20 protein-coding genes and 2 tRNA genes are annotated in these 19583 nt (G+C 67.1%); 14 read left to right on the forward strand and 8 right to left on the reverse strand.

Features of this window, described 5'->3' with window-relative positions:
• Positions 1-35 precede the first annotated feature (35 nt).
• From D7W82_RS02970 to D7W82_RS02980, 4 genes are all read left to right on the forward strand, one after another.
• Positions 36-530: a Spy/CpxP family protein refolding chaperone gene (locus D7W82_RS02970; RefSeq protein WP_147439199.1), complete on the forward strand. Its 495-nt coding sequence runs from the start codon at positions 36-38 to the stop codon at positions 528-530.
• A gap of 96 nt (positions 531-626) precedes the next feature.
• Complete coding sequence (locus tag D7W82_RS40395) at positions 627-776, forward strand: hypothetical protein (protein WP_158617573.1); 150 nt, start codon at positions 627-629, stop codon at positions 774-776.
• Between the two features lie 137 nt (positions 777-913).
• A tRNA-Val gene (locus tag D7W82_RS02975) sits at positions 914-985 on the forward strand.
• Positions 986-998: 13 nt separating this feature from the next.
• A tRNA-Asp gene (locus D7W82_RS02980) sits at positions 999-1075 on the forward strand.
• Positions 1076-1182: 107 nt separating this feature from the next.
• On the opposite strand, the gene D7W82_RS02985 is transcribed toward D7W82_RS02980, so the two are convergent.
• Both D7W82_RS02985 and D7W82_RS42495 read right to left on the reverse strand, forming a co-directional pair.
• Positions 1183-1599, reverse strand: a complete 417-nt coding sequence (locus D7W82_RS02985) for a hypothetical protein (protein WP_147439200.1) — start codon at positions 1597-1599, stop codon at positions 1183-1185.
• 138 nt (positions 1600-1737) lie between these two features.
• A complete protein-coding gene (locus D7W82_RS42495) occupies positions 1738-1836 on the reverse strand; it encodes a hypothetical protein (protein ID WP_370450923.1) in 99 nt (32 codons plus the stop codon).
• Between the two features lie 99 nt (positions 1837-1935).
• Here D7W82_RS42495 and D7W82_RS40400 point away from each other — a divergent pair, with 99 nt between their 5' ends.
• The 3 genes from D7W82_RS40400 to D7W82_RS03000 all read left to right on the forward strand — a co-directional run bounded on the left by D7W82_RS40400 (position 1936) and on the right by D7W82_RS03000 (position 4558).
• The gene (locus D7W82_RS40400; protein ID WP_158617574.1) at positions 1936-2097 is read left to right on the forward strand and encodes a helix-turn-helix domain-containing protein; all 162 of its coding nucleotides are present in this window, start codon (positions 1936-1938) and stop codon (positions 2095-2097) included.
• A gap of 556 nt (positions 2098-2653) precedes the next feature.
• Positions 2654-3982, forward strand: a complete 1329-nt coding sequence (locus D7W82_RS02995) for an AHH domain-containing protein (protein ID WP_120616865.1) — start codon at positions 2654-2656, stop codon at positions 3980-3982.
• A 3-nt stretch (positions 3983-3985) separates the two neighbouring features.
• Positions 3986-4558: an imm11 family protein gene (locus D7W82_RS03000; protein WP_120616866.1), complete on the forward strand. Its 573-nt coding sequence runs from the start codon at positions 3986-3988 to the stop codon at positions 4556-4558.
• A 38-nt stretch (positions 4559-4596) separates the two neighbouring features.
• On the opposite strand, the gene D7W82_RS40405 is transcribed toward D7W82_RS03000, so the two are convergent.
• Genes D7W82_RS40405 through D7W82_RS03010 form a run of 3 tightly spaced genes read right to left on the reverse strand, consistent with a single transcriptional unit; the run spans position 4597 to position 7023 of the window.
• Positions 4597-5220, reverse strand: coding sequence for a transposase (locus tag D7W82_RS40405; protein ID WP_370450926.1), 624 nt, complete (start codon positions 5218-5220; stop codon positions 4597-4599).
• On the reverse strand, positions 5217-5921 hold the full coding sequence (locus D7W82_RS40410; RefSeq protein ID WP_158617576.1) for a hypothetical protein: 705 nt from the start codon (positions 5919-5921) through the stop codon (positions 5217-5219). Before D7W82_RS40410 ends, D7W82_RS40405 begins: the two co-directional genes overlap by 4 nt.
• A 34-nt stretch (positions 5922-5955) precedes the next feature.
• Positions 5956-7023, reverse strand: coding sequence for a hypothetical protein (locus D7W82_RS03010; RefSeq protein ID WP_120616868.1), 1068 nt, complete (start codon positions 7021-7023; stop codon positions 5956-5958).
• Positions 7024-7141: 118 nt separating this feature from the next.
• Here D7W82_RS03010 and D7W82_RS03015 point away from each other — a divergent pair, with 118 nt between their 5' ends.
• Positions 7142-8488: an amidohydrolase family protein gene (locus D7W82_RS03015; RefSeq protein WP_120616869.1), complete on the forward strand. Its 1347-nt coding sequence runs from the start codon at positions 7142-7144 to the stop codon at positions 8486-8488.
• Here D7W82_RS03015 and D7W82_RS03020 read toward each other — a convergent pair.
• Positions 8485-9912 (reverse strand): sigma-54 dependent transcriptional regulator, encoded by a 1428-nt coding sequence (locus D7W82_RS03020; protein WP_120616870.1) that lies wholly within the window; start codon positions 9910-9912, stop codon positions 8485-8487. The genes D7W82_RS03015 and D7W82_RS03020 overlap by 4 nt on opposite strands.
• Positions 9902-11398, reverse strand: a complete 1497-nt coding sequence (locus tag D7W82_RS03025) for a HAMP domain-containing sensor histidine kinase (RefSeq protein ID WP_147439201.1) — start codon at positions 11396-11398, stop codon at positions 9902-9904. The genes D7W82_RS03020 and D7W82_RS03025 overlap by 11 nt, the downstream gene beginning before the upstream one ends.
• A 173-nt stretch (positions 11399-11571) precedes the next feature.
• Between D7W82_RS03025 and D7W82_RS03030 the strand changes: the two genes are divergently transcribed.
• From D7W82_RS03030 to D7W82_RS03040, 3 genes are all read left to right on the forward strand, one after another.
• Positions 11572-13332, forward strand: a complete 1761-nt coding sequence (locus D7W82_RS03030) for a SulP family inorganic anion transporter (protein WP_120616872.1) — start codon at positions 11572-11574, stop codon at positions 13330-13332.
• Positions 13333-13538: 206 nt separating this feature from the next.
• Positions 13539-14429, forward strand: a complete 891-nt coding sequence (locus tag D7W82_RS03035; protein ID WP_147439202.1) for a hypothetical protein — start codon at positions 13539-13541, stop codon at positions 14427-14429.
• 211 nt (positions 14430-14640) lie between these two features.
• Entirely contained in the window at positions 14641-15018 is a 378-nt protein-coding gene (locus D7W82_RS03040; RefSeq protein ID WP_120616874.1) for a hypothetical protein, read from the forward strand.
• Between the two features lie 243 nt (positions 15019-15261).
• On the opposite strand, the gene D7W82_RS03045 is transcribed toward D7W82_RS03040, so the two are convergent.
• Positions 15262-16167 (reverse strand): bile acid:sodium symporter family protein, encoded by a 906-nt coding sequence (locus tag D7W82_RS03045; RefSeq protein WP_120616875.1) that lies wholly within the window; start codon positions 16165-16167, stop codon positions 15262-15264.
• 180 nt (positions 16168-16347) lie between these two features.
• Between D7W82_RS03045 and D7W82_RS03050 the strand changes: the two genes are divergently transcribed.
• The 3 genes from D7W82_RS03050 to D7W82_RS03060 all read left to right on the forward strand — a co-directional run bounded on the left by D7W82_RS03050 (position 16348) and on the right by D7W82_RS03060 (position 19559).
• Entirely contained in the window at positions 16348-16698 is a 351-nt protein-coding gene (locus tag D7W82_RS03050; protein WP_233587262.1) for a hypothetical protein, read from the forward strand.
• Between the two features lie 26 nt (positions 16699-16724).
• Positions 16725-18596: an AAA family ATPase gene (locus tag D7W82_RS03055; protein WP_120616876.1), complete on the forward strand. Its 1872-nt coding sequence runs from the start codon at positions 16725-16727 to the stop codon at positions 18594-18596.
• 198 nt (positions 18597-18794) lie between these two features.
• Positions 18795-19559 (forward strand): ribosomal protein L7/L12, encoded by a 765-nt coding sequence (locus tag D7W82_RS03060; protein ID WP_255417086.1) that lies wholly within the window; start codon positions 18795-18797, stop codon positions 19557-19559.
• Positions 19560-19583: the final 24 nt, after the last annotated feature.

Below are 19583 nucleotides of genomic sequence, written 5' to 3' on the forward strand. Positions count from 1 at the left end.
CGGTCATCACGCGCAATCTGGAGGCACCCATCACCATGAAGCGCCATCTGTTCATGCTGGGCCTGCTGTTCGCCGTTCCCACCTTCGCCGGATCCACCACCGCGACGCAGGACGCGTCCCAGGGCGCGCGCCGCCCGCCCCCGTTCGAGCGCAAGTCGCCCGTCCAGGTGCTCATCGACCACCGCCAGGACCTGGCCCTCACCGACGCCCAGGCCAAGAGCCTGAGTCAGCTTCAAACGGCGCTCGACGCGAAGAACGCGCCCGTGAAGCAGTCCCTGGAGGCCCTGCGCCCGTCCGCGCCGCCCGACCGGAACACCCAGGCCGCGCCGTCCGCCCAGGACCAGGCCCACCACGAGCAGGCCCGCGGCCTGTTCGAACAGCTCCGCGCCAACGACCTGGCGGCGTACCAGGAGGCCGAGCAGGTGTTGACGGACGCGCAGAAGACCCAGGCCCGCACGCTCCTGGAATCGGAGCGCCGCTCGCACGGCCTGGGCCACGGCGGCCGGGGCGGCCCTCCCCGGGGCGAATAGCCCCCCACCGCCAGTCCGGCCCCCTGCCCGCCGGGACGGCCGGAGACCCGGCGGCTTGGAGTGTCGTTTCCTGAAAGTCACGAACTCCCCGTCAGGATGTCAGACGTCCTCCGTATGGTGTCGGGCATGGAGGCGATGATGCAGACGATGTTGGTGTTCGTGCCGGTGGCCCTGCTGGTGGGCGCCGTGGTGATGATTCCCCGCTCCCGCCGCCGCGTGCGGCGGTGGAAGGTGCGGCCCGGGTAGCAGGCGGATCCGCGCCCGCCGGATCCGCTCCCTTCCGAGGGAGCGGATCGTGCTGACGGGGGCTCGAAAACAGATGCTTGACGGGGGCGGATGAGGACGGTACAAGCCGCCTCACTGAATCACGGCGGGGCCGCGCAGGGCGGATAGCTCAGCGGTAGAGCGGCGCCCTTACAAGGCGATGGTCACAGGTTCAATCCCTGTTCCGCCCATATAGAGTTTTGTGGGGAGTTAGTTCAGTTGGTTAGAACGCCGGCCTGTCACGCCGGAGGCCACGGGTTCAAGTCCCGTACTCCTCGCCACGAGAGAGGCCCGGAACCGAAAGGTTCCGGGCCTTTCGCTTTTTCAGCTCCCCTGCACGGGGAACCTCCTCGTGTTCGAAGTTCCTCAACGCGAGCAAGGCCCCGCGTCAGACGGCCGAGGGCCCTCGCAAGGACCGGTGGTACTTCTGGAGGATGCGCTCCACGCGCATCTGGCCGAGCAGCGCCTGGAACGCCTCCGTGGCCACCAGCGCCCCTTCCACCGCGTCCATGGTCAGGGCCGCGTTCCCCGCCTGCTCCACCATCCAGCGGCCGTCCGCGGTGATGGCGAACACGGCGCGCTTGGGCTCTCCGGGCAGCCACACCACCAGGAAGAGGTTCTCGCACTCACACCCGGGGTCCGCGCACAGCTCGATCCGCCAGGCGTAGCGCTGCCCGTCCGGCTCCACGCGGCCCAGGATGTCGCGCTCCAGGTCCGCTCCCTCGCCCAGGAGCGACTCCGGCTGCGTATTCCGGCCATGCCGATCACTGAGTCCGGCCCAAGGCGAACACCCGTTCCGGAGCATGCCGAACACCGGGATGACGACGCTGGTGGGGGCTACTTCGCCGCCTTCTTCCCGCTGGTCGAACTCTCGGCCTTGCGAATCGACTCGCCGCCGAGCTTGAGGCGGTGCGCGTTGTGGACGAGCCGGACGCAGATGGCGTCAGGCCAGCGTCGCGTCGCCAATGACGGAGTGCCAGTCCTTGGGCTCCAGTTGGCTGACCACAATCGTCGAGCCCAACTGGTAGCGGTCATCGAGCACTTCGAGCAGCTCCTTGCGCTGCGTGGCCGCCAGCGGCTCCCCCCTGTGCCAGCGTAGTCGTCGCCCGTACCGCGAGGCCGGCAGAAGCACCCAGGGGGCGTGAAGGGCAGAGCGGACGTGCCGTACACGGAGCAGTTCAAGGAGCAGATGGTGCGCCGGATGATGGGACCGGAGGGACTGAGCGCGACGGCCCTGGGCAAGCAGGTGGGAGTGCCGCAGTCGACGCTGTCGACGTGGCTGAAGAGGGCGACGACGCGGTAGCGGATGGGCTTCGCGGTGCGCCCGTAGGAGTGCGTTGGGTAGGCGAGGAACCACAGGCCACGGCGGCGCAGGCTCGCAAGCCACACCTCAAGCGCGGTCTGGGTCTCGCCGTCGAAGTCCACGATGCCCAGGGTGACATGGGTGAAGTTCACGTTGCGGCGGTAGGGCGTGGGCGTGGGTTGCCCGTCCGTAAGCGTTCAGGGGGCTTGGCGACCGCGAGCGTGAGATGGATTCAGGTTCCGGGCAGCAGCGAGGGTGCGGGAGTGCCACAACTTCCTCTCGCCGAGTCAGGCCCGGCGAGCGCTGATGCAGTCGAAGCAGGCGGCCTGATTACAACCAATCTGGTGTCTCAACAATCCGGTGCGGTACACTCGGCGCGTACCTGCTGCCGACAAGGCATGTCGCTGCCTACAGCATGCCGCTTGTCAATGGGGCGTTCGTCTGGGGTAGAAATGTCTACCGATAGCCACGAATTCTAGCGAGCTTTTGAGGTTGCCAGATCCGATTGGTATGTGGCGGATCGCTGCTGATGCTGGCGGCTGAACCTGGGGGCCACATGAGAGCTTTCGTAATAGCCGTGCTGATGCTGCTGACGGCCGGATGCGCTACGACTCGGGTCGTCAACCTCAACACGGGATACGGCAAGACAATCAGCTACACGCCCCTTGAGTCCGACCCTGTCGAGATAGGGCGGGATGCCTTCAAGCAAGCTGTCACGCAGCTTGTGCTCGACATGAAATTAGATGTCGCGTTCAACGAAGTTGAACGGGACGACCGTCGCTCCCTGCTCGCGTCGAGTGGCGGAGTCGTTGACGGTGCTCAGGGGCGAGCCGTCCCGTCGGCCTACGAGCGAATCTGCCAGCGACAGGACGACCCCAACGGCTGCATGGGCATGTTGGCGGGTGGGCTTACGTTCGGGCCGATGGAACGCCGTATGATGGCGCTCTACTTCGCGCTCGATACGGTCTGGGAAGGCGTCGAGGATGCCATCCGAGACATGGTGAACGGGGCTGCTTTGCGGGCCATGGTGACGACGATGATCGGGACGGCGCTTGTAATGCTCGTCGCGCCTGAGCCGATTACGAAGGTCATTGCAGTTGCGCTAACGGCATCACTGATTGCGTATCTCGGCACAGGGCCGGTGTGGAATCTCGGGCGGGGGTTCCTGCGCCTCATGGACGAATCGAGGGACGCCGCTAACGTTTCGGAGCTGGAGCGCGCTGGGCATCGCTTCGGAAAGATCCTTGGCGACAACGGCGCTCGCGTGCTGGTGATCGTCGCCCTGTCGGCGCTCGGCGGTAAGAACGCGATGGCTGCACAGGGGCCGAGAATGCCGGGCTTCGCTCAGGCAGCGGTCAGGGCAGAGGCAGAAGGGGGCTTCGTGCTTGCCGGCGCGCTGTCGGGAGAAGTCCAGTCGATCTCGATCTCGTCTGCTGGGGTCCTCAACATTGCGCTTGCTCCGACTGCTGTTGCCGCGGTCGCCATGGGGCCCGGTGCTGGTGTGGGGGCTCGCCCTGCCGGGGGAGTTGGGGGAGGCATTCAAGGCGACCCAGACGGGGAGGTACACCACATTTGCACGGACAAGAACGAGGTTTCGCCCGCTTCAGGAGGGCCGTGGACACCTCTATTTGAGAACTTTTTTAAGCAAGCCGACATGAAGATAAGTGATCGTGCCAACCAAGTTCGTATCAATGGGCACCAGGGACCTCACCCCCGTGGGTATCATGAGGAAATTTTTCGGCGCCTCACGTTGGCAATGAAAGGATGCCGAGATGTTGCGCAGTGCCGGGGCAGTTTGACTAGGGAGTTAGGTAGGATTGCGCGCGACCTGACAACGGAGGGAAGTAAGCTGCGAATGCTAATTACGAAAGCTGCTGGGAACTAAGGCATGGTGAGACGCTACTTTGACTTGAAGATCGACGTGTACGTGAAGGGGCGTTGGTATCTCTCAGAACCAACAGACCTTTCGGGTCGACAGATTGACGACATCTGGCAATTTCTTGACGGAAGGAGAATTGCCGACCCAGGGCCGTTATCCATACCGCTTTCCAGGCCCGGCAAGGCGCTCGATATCGACTTTGCCGGCGCAGGTCAGGCTCCAATTGTGAATGCGTTGGTTGCGAGAGTATTTCGTGATTTGGCACCCAACGACGTGCAGCTCTTTCCCGTAGAGATTGAGGGGCAGGCCGAGCCCTTTTTCCTCCTGAACGTTACGCGCACGGTTCGCGCCATTGACGACGCGGCATGCGAAGAAGCTCGACGGTGGGCACCGGAAGATGATGAGCCTGAAAAGGTTGGTCAGTATCATGTCGTCTCCGGTCTTCGCATAGACAAGGCGAAGGTTGAATCTGAGCGTGTATTTCGTTTATGGGGATGGCCCCTGCCAATCGTCGTCGACGAAGAAATCAAGGAAGCGCTGGAGCGGGTTGGCGCCTCGGGTGCTCGTTTCGACGAGGTCTAAACCGTCCCCCATAGTTGCTGAACATGCCCCGACGCCGCTCACCATCCGCTTCCGGTTGAGCCGCCACTCCCGAGGGAAGCCTCACGTTTCCGTCGTTCGCGCTCTCGGCGCTGCTGGCGTGAGCGGGCCGTCACCTCGGCGATGAGCAGGATGCGCTCCTCCAACTGCTCCAGCGTCACGCCCCGGCTCATCTTCGCATGCGACAGCAGCAGCGGGGCGCAGCGAGTCAGTGCCAGCACCAGGGCGAGCCGCCCTGTCGCCTGCGCCTGGCCCGGCTCGCCTGCCTTCTGCTGCATCGACAGTTCCAGCAGGCGCGACAGGGCCAGGGCAATCACCTTGGCGTACACCAGCGAGAGCACCGCGCCCGGCCGAGTGGCGCGCAGCGCCGACAGTCCCACGCCGGACTTGAGGGCTTTGAAAAGCAACTCCACTCGCCAGCGCAGACGGTAGGCCTCGGCCACCTGCTGTGCCGTCAGCACGTCGCGGCCCACCGTCGTCAGGTTCCAGCGCCGCTCGCCCTCCGGCCCTTCCACGGCCACGACACGCACCTGGGCCGTGCGCCCGTGCTTCTCCAACTGTACCGGGCACGCCGGAGGAAGCTCCCCTGCGCGGGGAGCTTCTCGTGTTCGAAGCTCCTCACGGCGGGCAAGGCCCCGCGTCAGACGGCCGAGGGCCCTCGCAAGGACCGGTGGTACTTCTGGAGGATGCGCTCCACGCGCATCTGGCCGAGCAGCGCCTGGAACGCCTCCGTGGCCACCAGCGCCCCTTCCACCGCGTCCATGGTCAGGGCCGCGTTCCCCGCCTGCTCCACCATCCAGCGGCCGTCCGCGGTGATGGCGAACACGGCGCGCTTGGGCTCTCCGGGCAGCCACACCACCAGGAAGAGGTTCTCGCACTCACACCCGGGGTCCGCGCACAGCTCGATCCGCCAGGCGTAGCGCTGCCCATCCATCTCCACGCGGCCCAGGATGTCGCGCTCCAGGTCCGCTCCCTCGCCCAGGAGCGACTCCGGCAGCTGCACCTCGAAGGCGCCCTCCAGCCGGCCCATCGCTTCGAGCACCTGCGCGCGGCGCTGGGTCACCAGCGTGTCGAAGCCCTCCTGGAAGCCGGGCGCCTGCGACGCCGCGCGCACGACGCCACCCCAGCGGTCCTCGGCGGGGCGCAGCTCGTCATCCAACAGGGTGCCGTCAGCGGTGAGGGTCAGGGCCTTCTGCTCGCCGCCCGCGGTCACCTTCAGGTTCACGGTGTCGCAGAGGCAGCCGTCGTCGGTGCAGGTGGCGCCATGCACGGACACCGCGCCGAACTCCGGCGTCTGGCAGTCCGCGAGGTGGCGGAGCGATTCATTCCCGGAAGAGGTCATCATTGAAAGAGAGTCCTGGAAGGAGGGAGCGTGCGGCTCACTTCACGTTGGCGAGCGGCGTCTCGATGAACTTGCCCTTGCCGGCGAGGTCCTTGAGGTCGACCTCTCCCGCCTCCAGCGGACGGCGCGGGGTCTGGGGGTTCTGCCGCACGCCGGCCGTCTTCTCGTGGGCGGAGATGATGGGCAGCAGGCGCACGCCGTCCTTCGGCACCTGGAAGCCCTGCGCCTGCAACTCCGCGCTCAGGTCCTTGCGGAACAGGTTCGGGTTCTTCGCCAGGTGGCCCGTCGTGTACTCGCAGTTGGCGCAGGTGTAGCGCGTGGTGTGGCCGCTGTACGTCACCGCGTGGATCTTCGAACCCGGCGGCAGCGTGCCCTTGAAGGACGCGGCGATGTCCTTCGCCGCGCCCGGCGCCATCAGCCTCGCGGCGTCGGACTGCTCGCTGTGCGCGAAGGTCGTGTTGAAGTCCGCGCTGGGCGGAGTGGGCTTCGAATACCGGGCCTCCGCGGGCGCTCCGGCCTGCAGCGCGTTGCGCTGGGGGGTGCGGCCGAAGTCGTCCGAGCCCGCGACCTTGGAGCCGCTGAACTCGTAGCCGGGCGTCTTCGTCGTCGAATCCTTCATCCCGCTGACGGACACGCGCTTGCCGTCATTGGTCAGGTCATGCACGTTGGGGTGGTACATGCGCTTCATCGCGTCCGGCGGCGGCACGTTGGAGCCCGCCGACTTCGTGTAGGCCCCCTGCGTGTGGACCGCGCCGAAGGACGTGGCGAAGAAGTTGGTGTTCTTGCTCAGGCCCGCGCCGCCCGCCGTCCTCCCCTTCACCCCCTCGGTGCGCGCATTCGCCTCGATGCCCGCCAGCCGCTGGTGCTCGTTCGTCAGGGCCTTGCCGTCGTCCAGCTTCAGCGTCTTGTCCGGGTTCTTGGAGCCGTACACCGCGCCGCCAAAGCCGTCCGTGAAGACCTTGTGCTCCGGGGGCGGCTTGAGGGCCGGCTCCTTCTTCGGCTTGGCCTTCGCCTGCGCCTGCACCTGGGCCTTGGAGGCAATCGGATTGTGCTGCACCGACTGCCTGGCCTGCTTGATGGAGGAGGTCGTCTTTATCTTGCCCATGGTGTCTCCCGGGAAATGCGTAAGGCTCGCCTGCATTTCCCTGGATTTGCAATGCCGACACCAGGGCAATGTGCGCCTATCGTCACAGGCATACGTCAGCGCACCCAGGAGCCACGCCTTGTCCTCCCTTTCCCGACGCCTGGTGACGACTGTCGTTGGCGCGCTCCTCCTGTGCTGCGTTTCCCTGCCGTCATGGGGCCAGACGCCCTCCCCCACGCGCATCGCCCTCCGCGCCGCCCGGCTCTTCGACGGGAAGAGTGAGCGCGTCCTTCCGGATGCGGTCGTGCTCATCGAAGGCTCGCGCATCCAGGCCGTGGGCACCGGCCTCTCCATCCCCTCGGGAACGCGGGTCATCGACCTGGGCGACGTCACCCTGCTGCCCGGGTTGATTGACGCGCACTCGCACCTGCTGCTGGACATCGACCCGGCGAACGGAGGCGACAGCCTCCTCACCCCTGTCGCCCAGAGCAGCACCGCCGAGCGCGCGCTCCTGGGCGCGAAGCTGGGCCGCGAGCTGCTCGAAGCGGGTGTCACCACGGTGCGCGACGTCGGCAACTCGGGGGTCAACGGCGACGTGGCGCTGCGCAACGCCATCCAGCGGGGCTGGGTGCAGGGCCCGCGCATCTCCGCCTGCACTCGCGCGCTCGCGCCCCAGGGCGGGCAGTTCCCCACGCTCCAACCTCCGGCTCAGTCCCTCATCGAGCAGGAGTACGTCACCATCTCCGGCGTGGAGGAGGCCCGGCGCGCCGTGCGGCAGGCCCTCATGGACGGCGCGGACTGCATCAAGGTCATCGTCGACAACGGGCACAACCTCCTCTCATTGGAGGAGCTGAAGGTCATCGTCGAGGAGGCCCACCGCAAGAAGCGGCCGGTGGCGACGCACACCACCACCGACGAGAGCATCCGCATCGCGGTCCAGGCGGGCGTCGACTCCATCGAGCATGGGTACTCCCTCCCGGATGACGTGCTGGCCCCCATGGTCCGCAATCGCATCTTCCTGGTCCCGACGGATGGCCCGATGGACATGTGTGACGCCTTCGATGCCCAGACCGGCAACGCGGAGCGCAAGCGTCAGGTGAAGGAGCGCTGCAAGAAGGCCGTGGCCAGGGTCCAGGAACGCCTCCGCCGTGCGGTGGCCGCGGGGGTCCGGATCGCCGCCGGCTCGGACATGTACCTCGTGATGCCTGGGCTGACGCGCGGCGAGGCCAGCGTGAGGGTGTTCATCTCCTATGCCGAGGCGGGCCTCAAACCGGTGGACATCCTGCGTGCAGCGACCGTGAACGCGGCGGAGCTGCTGCGCATGCAGGACCAGCTGGGCTCGCTGGGGCCGGGCAAGCTCGCGGACCTGTTCGCGGTGGAGGGGGATCCGCTGAAGGACCTCCGGGCGCTGAGGCAGGTCCGGTTCGTGATGAAGGACGGGCAGGTGGTCCTGGACGCCCGCGCTCCCAGCAGGGGCCCGCCCTAGTCTGTTCCCTTGAAGTCAGCGGCGGACAGTCCGTGCCGCTTGAGCAGGTCGTAGAAGTCGCTCCGGTTGCGCCCGGCCATCCGGGCCGCGGCGCTGACGCTGCCGCTGCAGCGGCGCATGGCCTCCGCGAGGTAGGCGCGCTCGAAGGCATCGCGGGCTTCGCGCAGCGAGGGCAGGTCCGCGGCCCCTCCTGGAACGCCTGGCAGCTGCGCGCTCTCGGCCGGGGGCCGCTCCAGCGCCTGTCCCAGGCGAGGCACATGTCGCGGCTGGAGCTCGTCCGCGCCGGCCAGGAGCACCGCGGCCTCCATCTCGTGGATGAGCTCCCGGACGTTGCCCGGCCAGTTGTAGCGCTGCATGAGCTCCACCGTCGCGGGCGCGAGGCGCGGCGGACGCAGGCCATAGCGGTTCGCCGTGCGCTCCAGGAAGAGCTGCGCGAGCAGGGGGATGTCCTCGAGCCGCTCGCGCAGGGGCGGCAGCTCGATGGGCACCACGTGCAGCCGGAAGTAGAGGTCCTGGCGAAAGCGCTTCGCGGCCACCTCCTCCGCGAGGTCCCGGTTGGTGGCGGCGACCACCCGCACGTCCACGGGCTCCTCCACGTCCGCGCCCACGCGCGTGAGCCGCTGCTCCTGCAGCACGCGCAAGAGCTTCACCTGCACGGACGGGGACGCCTCGCCAATCTCATCCAGGAACAGCGTGCCGCCGTTGGCCGCGCCAAACAGGCCTTCGCGCTCGCGCACGGCGCCGGAGAACGCGCCCTTCACGTGTCCGAACAGCTCGCTCTCCAGCAGCTCCGGCGGCAGGGCGCCGCAGTTGACGGCGACGAAGCGCCCCGCGTTGCGGCGCGACAGCACGTGGAGCATCCGCGCCGCCAGCTCCTTGCCGGTGCCACTCTCTCCGGTGAGCAGGACTGTGGCGTCGGTGGGGGCAATGCGGGCAATCACCTCGCGCACGCGCGAGATGGCCTCGCTGATGCCCAGGAGCAGGGGCTCCCCGTCCTCCCCCATGCGCCGCCGCAGCTCGGCCACCTCCCGGCGCAGCACCGAGCGCTCGAGCGCGTGCGTGAGCTTCTGCATCAGCTCGTGGTCGTGGAACGGCTTGGTGAGAAAGCCGTAGGCCCCCTCCTGCATGGCCTGCACCGCGGTCTCGATGGAGCCATGCGCGGTGAGCATGATGACGGGCAGCTCGGGAGCACACTGCCGCGCGGACCGGAGCACGTCCATGCCGTCCATGTCCTCCAGGCGCAGGTCGAGCACCATCGCGTCCACGCGCTCCCGCGCGATCCTCTGCAGGGCGGTCCTGCCCTCGCCCTCCACGGTCACGCGGTAGCCTCGCGACATCATCCGCATGGACATGAGCTCCGCGAGTTGGAGGTCATCGTCCACCAGGAGCACGTGGGGCTGCTGGACGGTGGTCTCAGGCGTCAAGGCGGACTCCAGGGGTCGCGGGGTCTTCAAGGGGAATCCAGAAGGTGAAGGTGGCGCCAGGCCCGGACGTCTCCGCGAGCGACAGCTCCCCTCCGTGCGCGGTGATCATCTCACGCGCGATGGTCAGGCCCAGCCCCGTGCTGCGGCGCCCGCCGACCTCCAGGCTCGCGAAGGGCCGGAAGATCCACTCGCGCGCGTGCGCGGGCACGCCCGGGCCCTCGTCCGACACGGACAGCTGGACCGCGGGCACGGGGCTGGCGGCGCCAGGGCGCTTGCGGCTCACCAGCTCACACGTGATGCGCACCGTCTTGCCCGCGCTGGAGACGGAGATGGCGTTGCTCACCAGGTTGGACAGGGCGCGCTCGACCAGCGCGGTATCCATGGGCGCACGCACGGGCTTGGAGGCCGCGTCGAACACCAGCTGGACCTTGCGCTCATCCGCTTCGAAGGCGAGGTCCTGGAGGACGTTCTGGACGATCTGCTCCACCGAGGCCCCGGCATTGCGCTGCAGCGGCTGGCCGGACTGCACGCGCGACAGGTCCAGCACGGAGGTCACCATGCGAATCTCACGCTCGCACGCCGCCTGGGCGAGCTTCACCACGCGGGCCTGCTGCGCTGTCAGAGGCCCCGTGCTGCCATCACCCAGGAGCGAGAGGGCCTCGCGCACCCGGGCCAGCGGCGTGCGCAGGTCGTGGGACACCGAGGCCACGAACGCGCTCTTGAGCTGATCCAGCTCCGCCAGGCGCCCCCGCATGCGGTCCAGGTCCAACGAGAGCGCGCGCAGCTCCTCCGGCCCGCGCAAGGGGGGCAGCGGGCTGAAGTCACCCTGGCCGATGCGGCGCGCGTGCGTGGAGAGCAGCGCCACCGAGTTCGACACCGCGCGCGCCTGAGACAAGGCGAGCGCGCCCGCGGCGAGGATGCCCAGGAGGCCGAAGAGTCCGCCGGAGCGCAGCGCCGCCGAGCCGATGCCACGCGCGTGGTCCTCCTTGGCCTGGATGGCCAGGCGCATGTCCCGCGTGCGCTCGGACCACACCGTGGTCAGGACCTCATCCAGCTGCAACCGCCGCTCCCGCAGGGGAAACGACAGCATCGACTCACAGGTGCCGGCCTGCTCCAGTTGCAGGGCGTACTGCACATAGTCCTGGGCGCTCGCGCGGAAGCCCGCATCGAGTTGCTCCGTGCCGGCGCCGAGCGCGGCCTGGAGGTCCTGGCGTGCATTGGCGACAGCGTGGTGCACGGAGGCCGCGCTGCTGTCGTGCTGCTCGCAGGCCACCACGCCGCGCCGCACCGCCAGCTCCAGCGCCCAGGCCGCGACGTACACGCGCTGCTCCCGCTCGAAGGACGCGAGCTCCTCCTGGCCCACGCTCGCCACCACCTCGTGGGTGCGCATGAGGCCCACGGCCATCTGTGAGAACGCCGCCACCAGCAGCGCGGTGACCACCGCGTAGGACAACAGGAGCCGGGCGCGCAGTCGAAGCACCAACATGGCGCGCAATCTAACGCGCGTCCGTTCGCACGGCCCGTCACTTCTCACGGCCGTCTGCCGGTCCCAACAGTGTTGGTCCCAGCCGACAGGAAGGCTGCTGGGGTAGACCGACAACGGGGGCCCTCTCCCCTCTGACACAGGGGCTGGCACGGCATCTGAAAGACGCGCCGTCCATGCGTTCGACGACCGCTCTCTCCAAGCGACCCTTCTCGACCCGGCGTGCGGGCGAGCTCATCCACAGCTGGCGCGAGATGGTACAGCCCAGCAGCCTGCCAGCCGACGCAGCCGCCGGCTTGAGCGTGGCGTGTGTCGCACTTCCTCTCAACGTCGCGCTCGCGACCGCCGCGGGGCTGCCCGCGAGCGTGGGGCTCGTCTCCGGCGTGGTGGCGGGCATCGTGGGCGGGCTGCTCAGTGGCAGCCGCTACCAGGTGACCGGGCCTGAAGCGGCGCTGCTGCCCATGGCCGCGGCCATCGTGGCGATCCATGGGGCCGCGGGCCTCGCCATCGCCACGGTGCTCGCGGGCGCCATGCAGGTGGCGTTGGGGCTCGCGCGCGCCGGGCGGTTCGCGCGGCTCATTCCCCGCCCGGTGGTGATGGGCTTCACGGTGGGCATCGGGCTCTTGCTGCTCAACACGCAGCTGCCGAGGCTGTTCGCGGTGGAGGACACGCACACGAACGCCGTGGCGCTCGTGCTGGAGCGCACCTGGGGCGAGCGCATCGGCTGGCTCGGGGTCGCCGCCGGAGCCCTCACGGCGCTGGCCATGGTGGGCCTGCCCCGGGTGCACAAGCGCATCCCCGCGGTGCTCGTGGGGCTGACGGTCGGCACCGTGCTCATGGTCTCGCTCGGCGCGGGCTACGACGCGGTGGGCGCCCTGCCGCGCTCGCTGCCCATGCCGACGCTGCCGTCCTTCGAGGGCGTGCACTTCGCGAGCCTCCTGCCGGCGGCCCTCGGCCTCGCGCTGCTCGCGTCGCTCGGCTCGCTGCTCGCGACGAGCTCGCTCGATACGCTCACGGGTGCGACCACCCACAGTGACCTGGACCAGGACCTCATCGCGCAGGGCCTGGCCAACATGGCTGCCGGCGTGTTCGGCGGCTTCCCGGTGATGGGCGCCATCGTGCGCGCCAGCGCCTCCATTCAAGCGGGTGCGCGCACCCGCGCTGCTTCTGTCCTGCATGCCCTGTGGCTCTTCGTGGCCATGGCGCTGCTCGCGCCGCTGGTGGCGCGCATCCCCATTGCCGCACTCACCGCCATCCTGCTGGTCGTGGGGGTGCGCCTGCTCAATCTGGAGGGTCTTGTTGCCATGTGGAATCAGTCCAAGTCGACGTTGGGCGTGGTGGTCGTCACCGCGCTGGGGATCGCGATGTTCAACGTGTTTGTCGGCATCGGGGCCGGGCTCGCGCTGGCCAGCCTCCTCTACGTGCGGCGCCATGGCGCCCTGCGGCTGGAGGTGCAGCGGGTGGAGGATGCGTCGCAGCTGCAGCGCGGCCTGCACATGCAGGCCCCGGAAGCGCCCAACGCCCCCGAGGCGCTGGACCTGCTGGTCGCTCGCGTGGACGGGCCCATCCTCTTCATCAACCACCTCAAGCTCTACGATCTCGTCGAAGGCCCGCCCTGGGCGAAGCTCGTGGTCATCGACCTGTCGCGGGTGTCGCTCGTGGACGCGGCCGGCGTGGCGACGCTCCAGTACCTGGCGGAGTTCCTCTCCGTGCGCGGCGCGCACCTGGCCCTGGTGAAGGTGCCGCCCCATCTGGAGGCCGCGCTCGAGCCGCTCACGCAGCACCTGCTCGAGAAGCGGATGCACGGCTCGCTCGAGGGTGCGCTCCTGGGTGCCGGCCTCATGCAGCCCGCGCCCATCGAGGAGCCGCTCGCCCACCCTGCGCACGCCGTGGCCCTGGAGCCTGTCGCCCGCGCCGCGCACTCCGCGCACCCGTAGCGCGCCAGCGCTCACCGCGCGTCCCCCTGCTGAACGCCTCAGGGGGACGCTCCCGTCAACGGCTCAGGGCAGCGGCGTGCGCGGGGGGGGGTGAGTGGCTCCGCGGTTGGGGGAGCGGGCCTGTTGTGACAAGGCTGACACAATCCCAGCCAGGGGCGGTGTCAGGGACGCGTGATACAGAGGCCTCCTCACCTGGAGAGCCCCCCATGCATCTGCGTGCCCTTGCCTTGACCTGCTTCACCGCGCTCGCGGCCTGTGACAACACCCCCATCGAATCCGAGTCCCCGGAGGAGCTGGGCGTCAGCACCGCCGCGGAGACGGCGACCCGCCTCTACGCCACGGTGGGTGACAACGAGCTGAGCTTCGAGACGCTCGGCACCTTCGAGCAGCGTGACGGCGTCCGCGCGCTCGTCATCCGCGCCACCGCGAACCGCTACCTCGCGGACGTCCTTAGCTTCGTTCCGGACGACGCCTTCGGGGACGCGAGCGTCATCAGCGAGCGCCGGTTCGAGATCGTCCTCCACGAGGGGCACGAGCTCAACACGGTGCTCTCGGGCCTGCCGCTCTTCGTCAAGGTCACCACGAACACGGGCACGCCGCGCTCGTACACCGCGCGCATCGTGGTGGCCCCGCGCTTCTTCGACTTCCGCGGCTCCTCGGGCATCTGGATTGATGAGGCGGTCACGCCCCGCTACGTCGTCCAGGGCAATGACAACCTGCTCTACCGGGGCCACGCCTCGGTCTCCGGGTACACCGACTGGCTCTCCGTCACGGCGCCCGACGGCATCCCGTCCGTCTACGGCCGGCCCAACTACAAGCTCGACTGGACGTACACGAAGCTGCACCAGGCCATCGACCCGCACACGGTCCCGCTCGCCTTCAGCGCGGGCGGCGACAACGGCGCGACGATGCAGAAGACCGCCCGGCTGGTGGCGCGAGTGACGGAGTTCGCGCTCACCGACGGCGACGCCTACGACGTCTGGCCCAGCCTGCCCTGCGACCCCGTCGTCTCCAATTGCTACCACTCGCAGCCCGCGGGCACGACGGACTTCAGCCAGTGCGGCACCTACCGCCAGGTCCTGCGCTGCACGTACTGAGCGCCCCCCGGCAGGTGTAACCTGACCTCGACGCGTCGAATCGACGTCGAACGGGCGTTTTCGACGCGTCGAAGGAGGGCCATTCCAGGCGCCGCGCGTGTGTCCCGAGGCGTCCGCGTGCTGGCACGCCCTGTGTACTGAGGGGGATGCGTCGCGAGCGGCACGAAGCCGCTCCGGCCCAATCCCACCTCACGCTCAGGAGAGAACGACCATGTCCAGCACCAATGCCTTCAGCTCCACCACCTGCGGCTCCTCGATTGGCACCGCCACGGGTGGCCCGATGCTCCCCGGCTCCGCCCTGGTGTCCATCAACGGCAGCACGGACCTCTCGCAGTGCATCAAGGGCGACGGCGGCTCGTACGTGCAGAAGATCTCCATCGAGAGCTACGAGGGTGCCGTCTACACCAACAAGATCGTCGTCACGGGCCGCGGCCCGACCGGCATGGGCCACCGCTCCGACTTCACCTTCACCATGGCGAGCGGCGAGGCCGTCACGCTCACCATCGCGAGCACGACGCTCGAGGACCACACGGTGAAGTGCAGGACGACCGGGCTCGTGCAGATCGACTGGAACCTGAAGGACCTCTAGGTTCACACGACCTGCTCCCGTGCACCGGGGGTCAGGCCCCGCGGGTCCAGGCCCGGATGGCGCCCACGTCCGGCGTGCGGCGCCATCGCCGACGCGTTCGCCTTCGCGGCGGGCGCGCGGTTGACGTAAAGACAGACGCGTCTGAAGGCCGGTGGACGCGCCTTGCATGACCCTGGCTTCCCCACGACCTCGTATCCCTCCGGAGGTCCGGCGAGGCCTTGCGTCGGGCGTGGGCGAAGAATTTCACGGAGCCCGGCGCGGCTGGAGCTCCTCCGCGGTCGCGCTCGCGGCCTGTCTCCTCGCGACCAGGGCGCCGAAGACTCCGGCGGTGAAGAACATGATGACGCTGTAGATGGCCGCGGGAATGGCCATCACGCCGTCATTGAGCAACCGGGGGCTGGAGGCGATGGCGATGGCGAGCGTGCCGTTGTGGATGCCCACCTCCATCGCGATCGCCACCGCCTGCTTGCGCTCGATGCGCAGCAGGACGGGCACCACGAAGCCCACCGCCATGCTGGCCAGGTTGAAGGCCAGCGCCGCGAGCCCCACGCTCTGGAAGTACGTGACCAGCTGATCCCGCTCCTTGAGCGTCGCCGCCAGCACCACGAGCACCAGGAACAGCGCCGAGATGATGCGCACGGGCCGGTCCAGGCCACTCGCGAGCGCCGGCCGCTTCGCGCGCACCCACATTCCCAGCGAGATGGGCACCAGGACGATGCCGAACACCTGGACGATCTTGGCGAACTGCAACGGGATGGCGCGCTCCTCCCCCATGAAGTGCGCCAGGGAGAAGTTCACGATGAGCGGCAGCGTGAACAGCGACAGCACGCTGTTGACCGCCGTCAGGCTCACGTTCAGCGCGACATCGCCCTTGGCCAGGTGACTGAAGAGGTTCGCGGTCGCACCGCCCGGCGTCGCGGAGAGCAGCATCAACCCCACCGCGAGCTGGGGAGGCAGCCCGAAGCCGGTCGCGATGGCGTAACAGACCCCAGGCATGAGCAGCGTCTGACAGCCCAGGCCCACCAGCGCCGCGCGCGGAAATACCGCCACACGGCGGAAGTCCGCGAGGGTGAGGCTCAGCCCCAGGCCGAGCATGATCACCCCCAGGGCAATCGGAAGAAACACCTCGGTGATGATGCTGCTCTGCATGGCGGGCCCCCAGTGAGGGCACACACTCTGCCAGAAAGCCCCGCATCGCAGGACCCCTGCGATGACGGAATCCAGTGGCGGCCAATTCCTCCCATGACGAGGGGCGTCATTCCCTGCGCATGCGAGCCTTTACTTGCTGAATCACGCGGCGAGACTTGCGGCCCGGTCGCGGGGCGCGGGGTGTCGCTCGTGGAGCGCTCGGCGGGGGTGCTGGGGCTGTCCAGCACCATCGCGGGCGGTGGGCACTCCACCGGAACGGGCGCCTTGAGCTGCGCCGTCGGCGACAACAGTGAGCAGCGCCACTCCACGGGTCACGAGTGGCCGCTGCTGCTCGTCGGCGGCAACGCGCTCGGGCTGAAGACGGACGGGCGCACCGTGGTCTTCCCCCGGGATGGCCGGGCCCGGAACCGGCAGGTGTCCAACCTCTTCAACTCCCTGGGGCACGCGCTCACGGATGCGTCGCTCGACCATTTCGGACTGGAGTTCAGCACGCGCATCGCGCCCGGACCGCTCAGCGAGCTATACAGCTGACGTCACGACTTCGAAACCCAAACGCCATGATCACAGAAATCTCATTTCCAAAAGAACTCACGGACCCCGTCGGGCTCCAACCGGCCACCCTAAAGGACCTTGGCCAGCTCGTTATCCTGGCCGGACCAAACGGCGCCGGAAAATCCAGATACCTAAGACTCATCGAAAGCACTGGAGACGCCGTCTCCAAGGCAACCACAGAAATCCAGTCACTCAACCAAAGAAAACAAACAATAGACTCACTAATAAAACAAGACCACGCCATCAAGCCTGTCCTCGACGCCAACCTCAAGGAAATACAAGAACAGCTGGCCCGATTCAAAGAAACCCTCAACAACATAAAGACAGCAAACAAAAACCAACATCCACCAAGATTCATCCACCTGCGCTACAATGCAAACGGAAATACCGGCCACGATCCACTCAGCTCGTCCCCCTCATCAATCGATTCAACAGCAGCATCAAACAGACGAGGAGGCTTTGAACAGGCCCAGCAAAGCATCAACGCCTATGCCCATGAAATTGCCAGAACAATCTATGACTCCGAGCATCCCCGAACAAGAAACCTGCCCGAACTTCAAGCAGGACTCAGCGACACGCAACAGTTCAACAAAACTCTCAACTCCCTACTCCAGTCGGAAATAACTTTCAGCCTCAACAACCAAAGGCGCATCATCACTCAATTCAGGGGCAGGCCATTCGATCCCGCGGAACTCTCAAAAGGCGAGTTGCTGTTGTTCGTCTGGGCCATCCTTCTGCACCGTCAGCGCGAATGGCTACGCGGGGCGTATCTTCTACTGGACGAGCCAGAGAATCACCTGCACCCAGACGTCTGCATCCGCACGTTAAAGGCCTTGCAGAACGACATCCTGGGACCTGACGGCCAGATCTGGGTTGCAACCCACTCCATTCCACTCATTGCCTACGCCAAGCTCGACGCCATCCATTTCGTCGACAACGGCAGGATCGAATACGCCGGCAACAAGATCGAGCTTGTCCTCAATCGACTGCTCGGAGGCCAAGATGGGCGGGACCAACTCCGCACGCTGATGGCGGACGCGGACGAACTCGCGTTCGAAACCTTCGCGGCCCAATGCCTCCTTCCGCCAGGAGTCGCGGAACCGAGCAGTGGAGACCCGCAGATGCAGCAGATCACGAACGCGGTGCGTTCCACCAAGGTTCTAGACGAACCGCTCCGGATCCTCGATTTCGCCGCTGGCCAGGGTCGGCTTGCAAGTGCCCTGGAAGAAATCAAGCGCACCTCACCCTCGTCCAACTTCCTCTACTACGCGTTCCATGAGCCCGCTTTTGCCAGCGAGAACGAACTCAGGGAGTGCCAGAGGCAGATCGCGGGACTGAACCAACCAGGCAGCCCCTCTGACTATCTCCTGAAAACGCTCGATCACCTCACGCTACCCGGATCCAAGCCCATTGATGTCGTGACCATGTGCAATGTCCTGCACGAGATCCCTGTGCGAAACTGGATCCGACACTTCAGGGATATCCACAAGGTCCTTGCCGATGATGGCTACCTCCTGATTGTTGAAGATCAGCTCCCGTCTGTTGGAGAACTCCCCCATGAGGGCGGCTACATCATCATGGATGAACTCGCACTCAAGCACCTGTTTGGCTCACAGGACGCTGTCCGCACCGTTTCCATTGAAAGAGATGGCCGACTCACCGCGTTCGGGATTGCGAGAAATCATCTCCTGAAAGCAACAACGCAGACACTTGAGAAGGCAATTCTTCAAGTCAAGAGCCATGCGCTGAGTCAGCTGCGGCAGATTCGGGATACCCGGATGAACGGCCGATCCATGCGAGTAGGACGCAAGCACGCTCACTTCACGATGCTCTATGCGAACGCTCACCTCGCGAGTGAGGAATTTCCTTCCAATTGACGAGGGTCATGCGACCGAATCGGTGATGCTCATGGAGCATCAGGGTGTCGCGCAGTAGCGTCAGCCCCCTCCATGGTTCCTGGCCCTGACATCGTCCTGGCGTGCCCACGGTGCGGTGCGATTCACCGGCGGCACTCGCTGGCCTCCGGCAACACCTTCGGTGCCGTACTCTGGACGGATGGTTGGCGCGACGCGCCGATGCTGCCGCTGCCGCCCGTTGTCTCTCGGTGTACGGCCTGCCAACGGGTGTTCTGGCTCGACAGGGCCCACGAGCTGGGAAGGCTCCCTTTCTGGGAGCGTTCCAACTCCGTCACCCTCGTCACCTTGGAGGCCGCAGGGGAGCGCCGGGTCGAGGTCATGCAACTTTTACGGCGCGCGAGCGGCGAAAGCCTCTTGGAGGTGAAGCGGCGTATCGACACGCTGCCGACGGAGCTGGGGCGGTACTTTCGCCGGGCGGAAGCCAAGGCGTTTGCTGCCCGGTTCGAGCAGGTGGGAGCCCGCGTGTCGCTGCGGGAGGAGACGACGGGGGAACCGCCTCCCGAGACACCACCCACCGAATGGAAGTCCGCGCCCTTCATCCAGGCTCCGGATGAGACGGCGTACCTGGAGGCCCTCGCGGACGGCCTGGGGAAGGAACCGAAGGAGGAGCAAGAACTGCGTCTTCATGCCTGGTGGTCGAGCAATGCGCCCTACCGCCAGGGCGCTTCGTGGGAGCCCTTCTCACGGCGGAGCCCGGGTGCCCGGGACAACCTGCTCGCGCTGGTGGGGCTGCTCTCACCTAACGATGCGCTACAACGGCTGCTGCGAGCGGAAGCGCTGCGCGAGCTGGAGTGCTTCGAGGAGGCGAAGGCCCTGCGGAGCGAGGAGTTTCCCGACCCACTGAAAGCGTCCGCGAGGTTCATCCAGGAGCTGGCTCTCCAGTGCCGCTGCGAGGTCCGGCAGCTCCCCTCACCCACCTCCTGAAAACCCGCCTTGAACGATGGCGCC

The organism is Corallococcus sp. CA049B, from assembly GCF_003611685.1.
Classification (GTDB): Bacteria; Myxococcota; Myxococcia; order Myxococcales; family Myxococcaceae; genus Corallococcus; species Corallococcus coralloides.

Bases quoted from the DNA above. Each gene is read 5' to 3' on its own strand.
- D7W82_RS02970 (WP_147439199.1), top strand. From the start codon at position 36: ATGAAGCGCCATCTGTTCATGCTGGGCCTGCTGTTCGCCGTTCCCACC.
- D7W82_RS40395 (WP_158617573.1), top strand. From the start codon at position 627: ATGTCAGACGTCCTCCGTATGGTGTCGGGCATGGAGGCGATGATGCAG.
- D7W82_RS02985 (WP_147439200.1), bottom strand. From the start codon at position 1,599: ATGCTCCGGAACGGGTGTTCGCCTTGGGCCGGACTCAGTGATCGGCAT.
- D7W82_RS02995 (WP_120616865.1), top strand. From the start codon at position 2,654: ATGAGAGCTTTCGTAATAGCCGTGCTGATGCTGCTGACGGCCGGATGC.
- D7W82_RS03000 (WP_120616866.1), top strand. From the start codon at position 3,986: ATGGTGAGACGCTACTTTGACTTGAAGATCGACGTGTACGTGAAGGGG.
- D7W82_RS40410 (WP_158617576.1), bottom strand. From the start codon at position 5,921: ATGATGACCTCTTCCGGGAATGAATCGCTCCGCCACCTCGCGGACTGC.
- D7W82_RS03010 (WP_120616868.1), bottom strand. From the start codon at position 7,023: ATGGGCAAGATAAAGACGACCTCCTCCATCAAGCAGGCCAGGCAGTCG.
- D7W82_RS03025 (WP_147439201.1), bottom strand. From the start codon at position 11,398: ATGTTGGTGCTTCGACTGCGCGCCCGGCTCCTGTTGTCCTACGCGGTG.
- D7W82_RS03030 (WP_120616872.1), top strand. From the start codon at position 11,572: ATGCGTTCGACGACCGCTCTCTCCAAGCGACCCTTCTCGACCCGGCGT.
- D7W82_RS03035 (WP_147439202.1), top strand. From the start codon at position 13,539: ATGCATCTGCGTGCCCTTGCCTTGACCTGCTTCACCGCGCTCGCGGCC.
- D7W82_RS03040 (WP_120616874.1), top strand. From the start codon at position 14,641: ATGTCCAGCACCAATGCCTTCAGCTCCACCACCTGCGGCTCCTCGATT.
- D7W82_RS03045 (WP_120616875.1), bottom strand. From the start codon at position 16,167: ATGCAGAGCAGCATCATCACCGAGGTGTTTCTTCCGATTGCCCTGGGG.
- D7W82_RS03055 (WP_120616876.1), top strand. From the start codon at position 16,725: ATGATCACAGAAATCTCATTTCCAAAAGAACTCACGGACCCCGTCGGG.
- D7W82_RS03060 (WP_255417086.1), top strand. From the start codon at position 18,795: ATGCTGCCGCTGCCGCCCGTTGTCTCTCGGTGTACGGCCTGCCAACGG.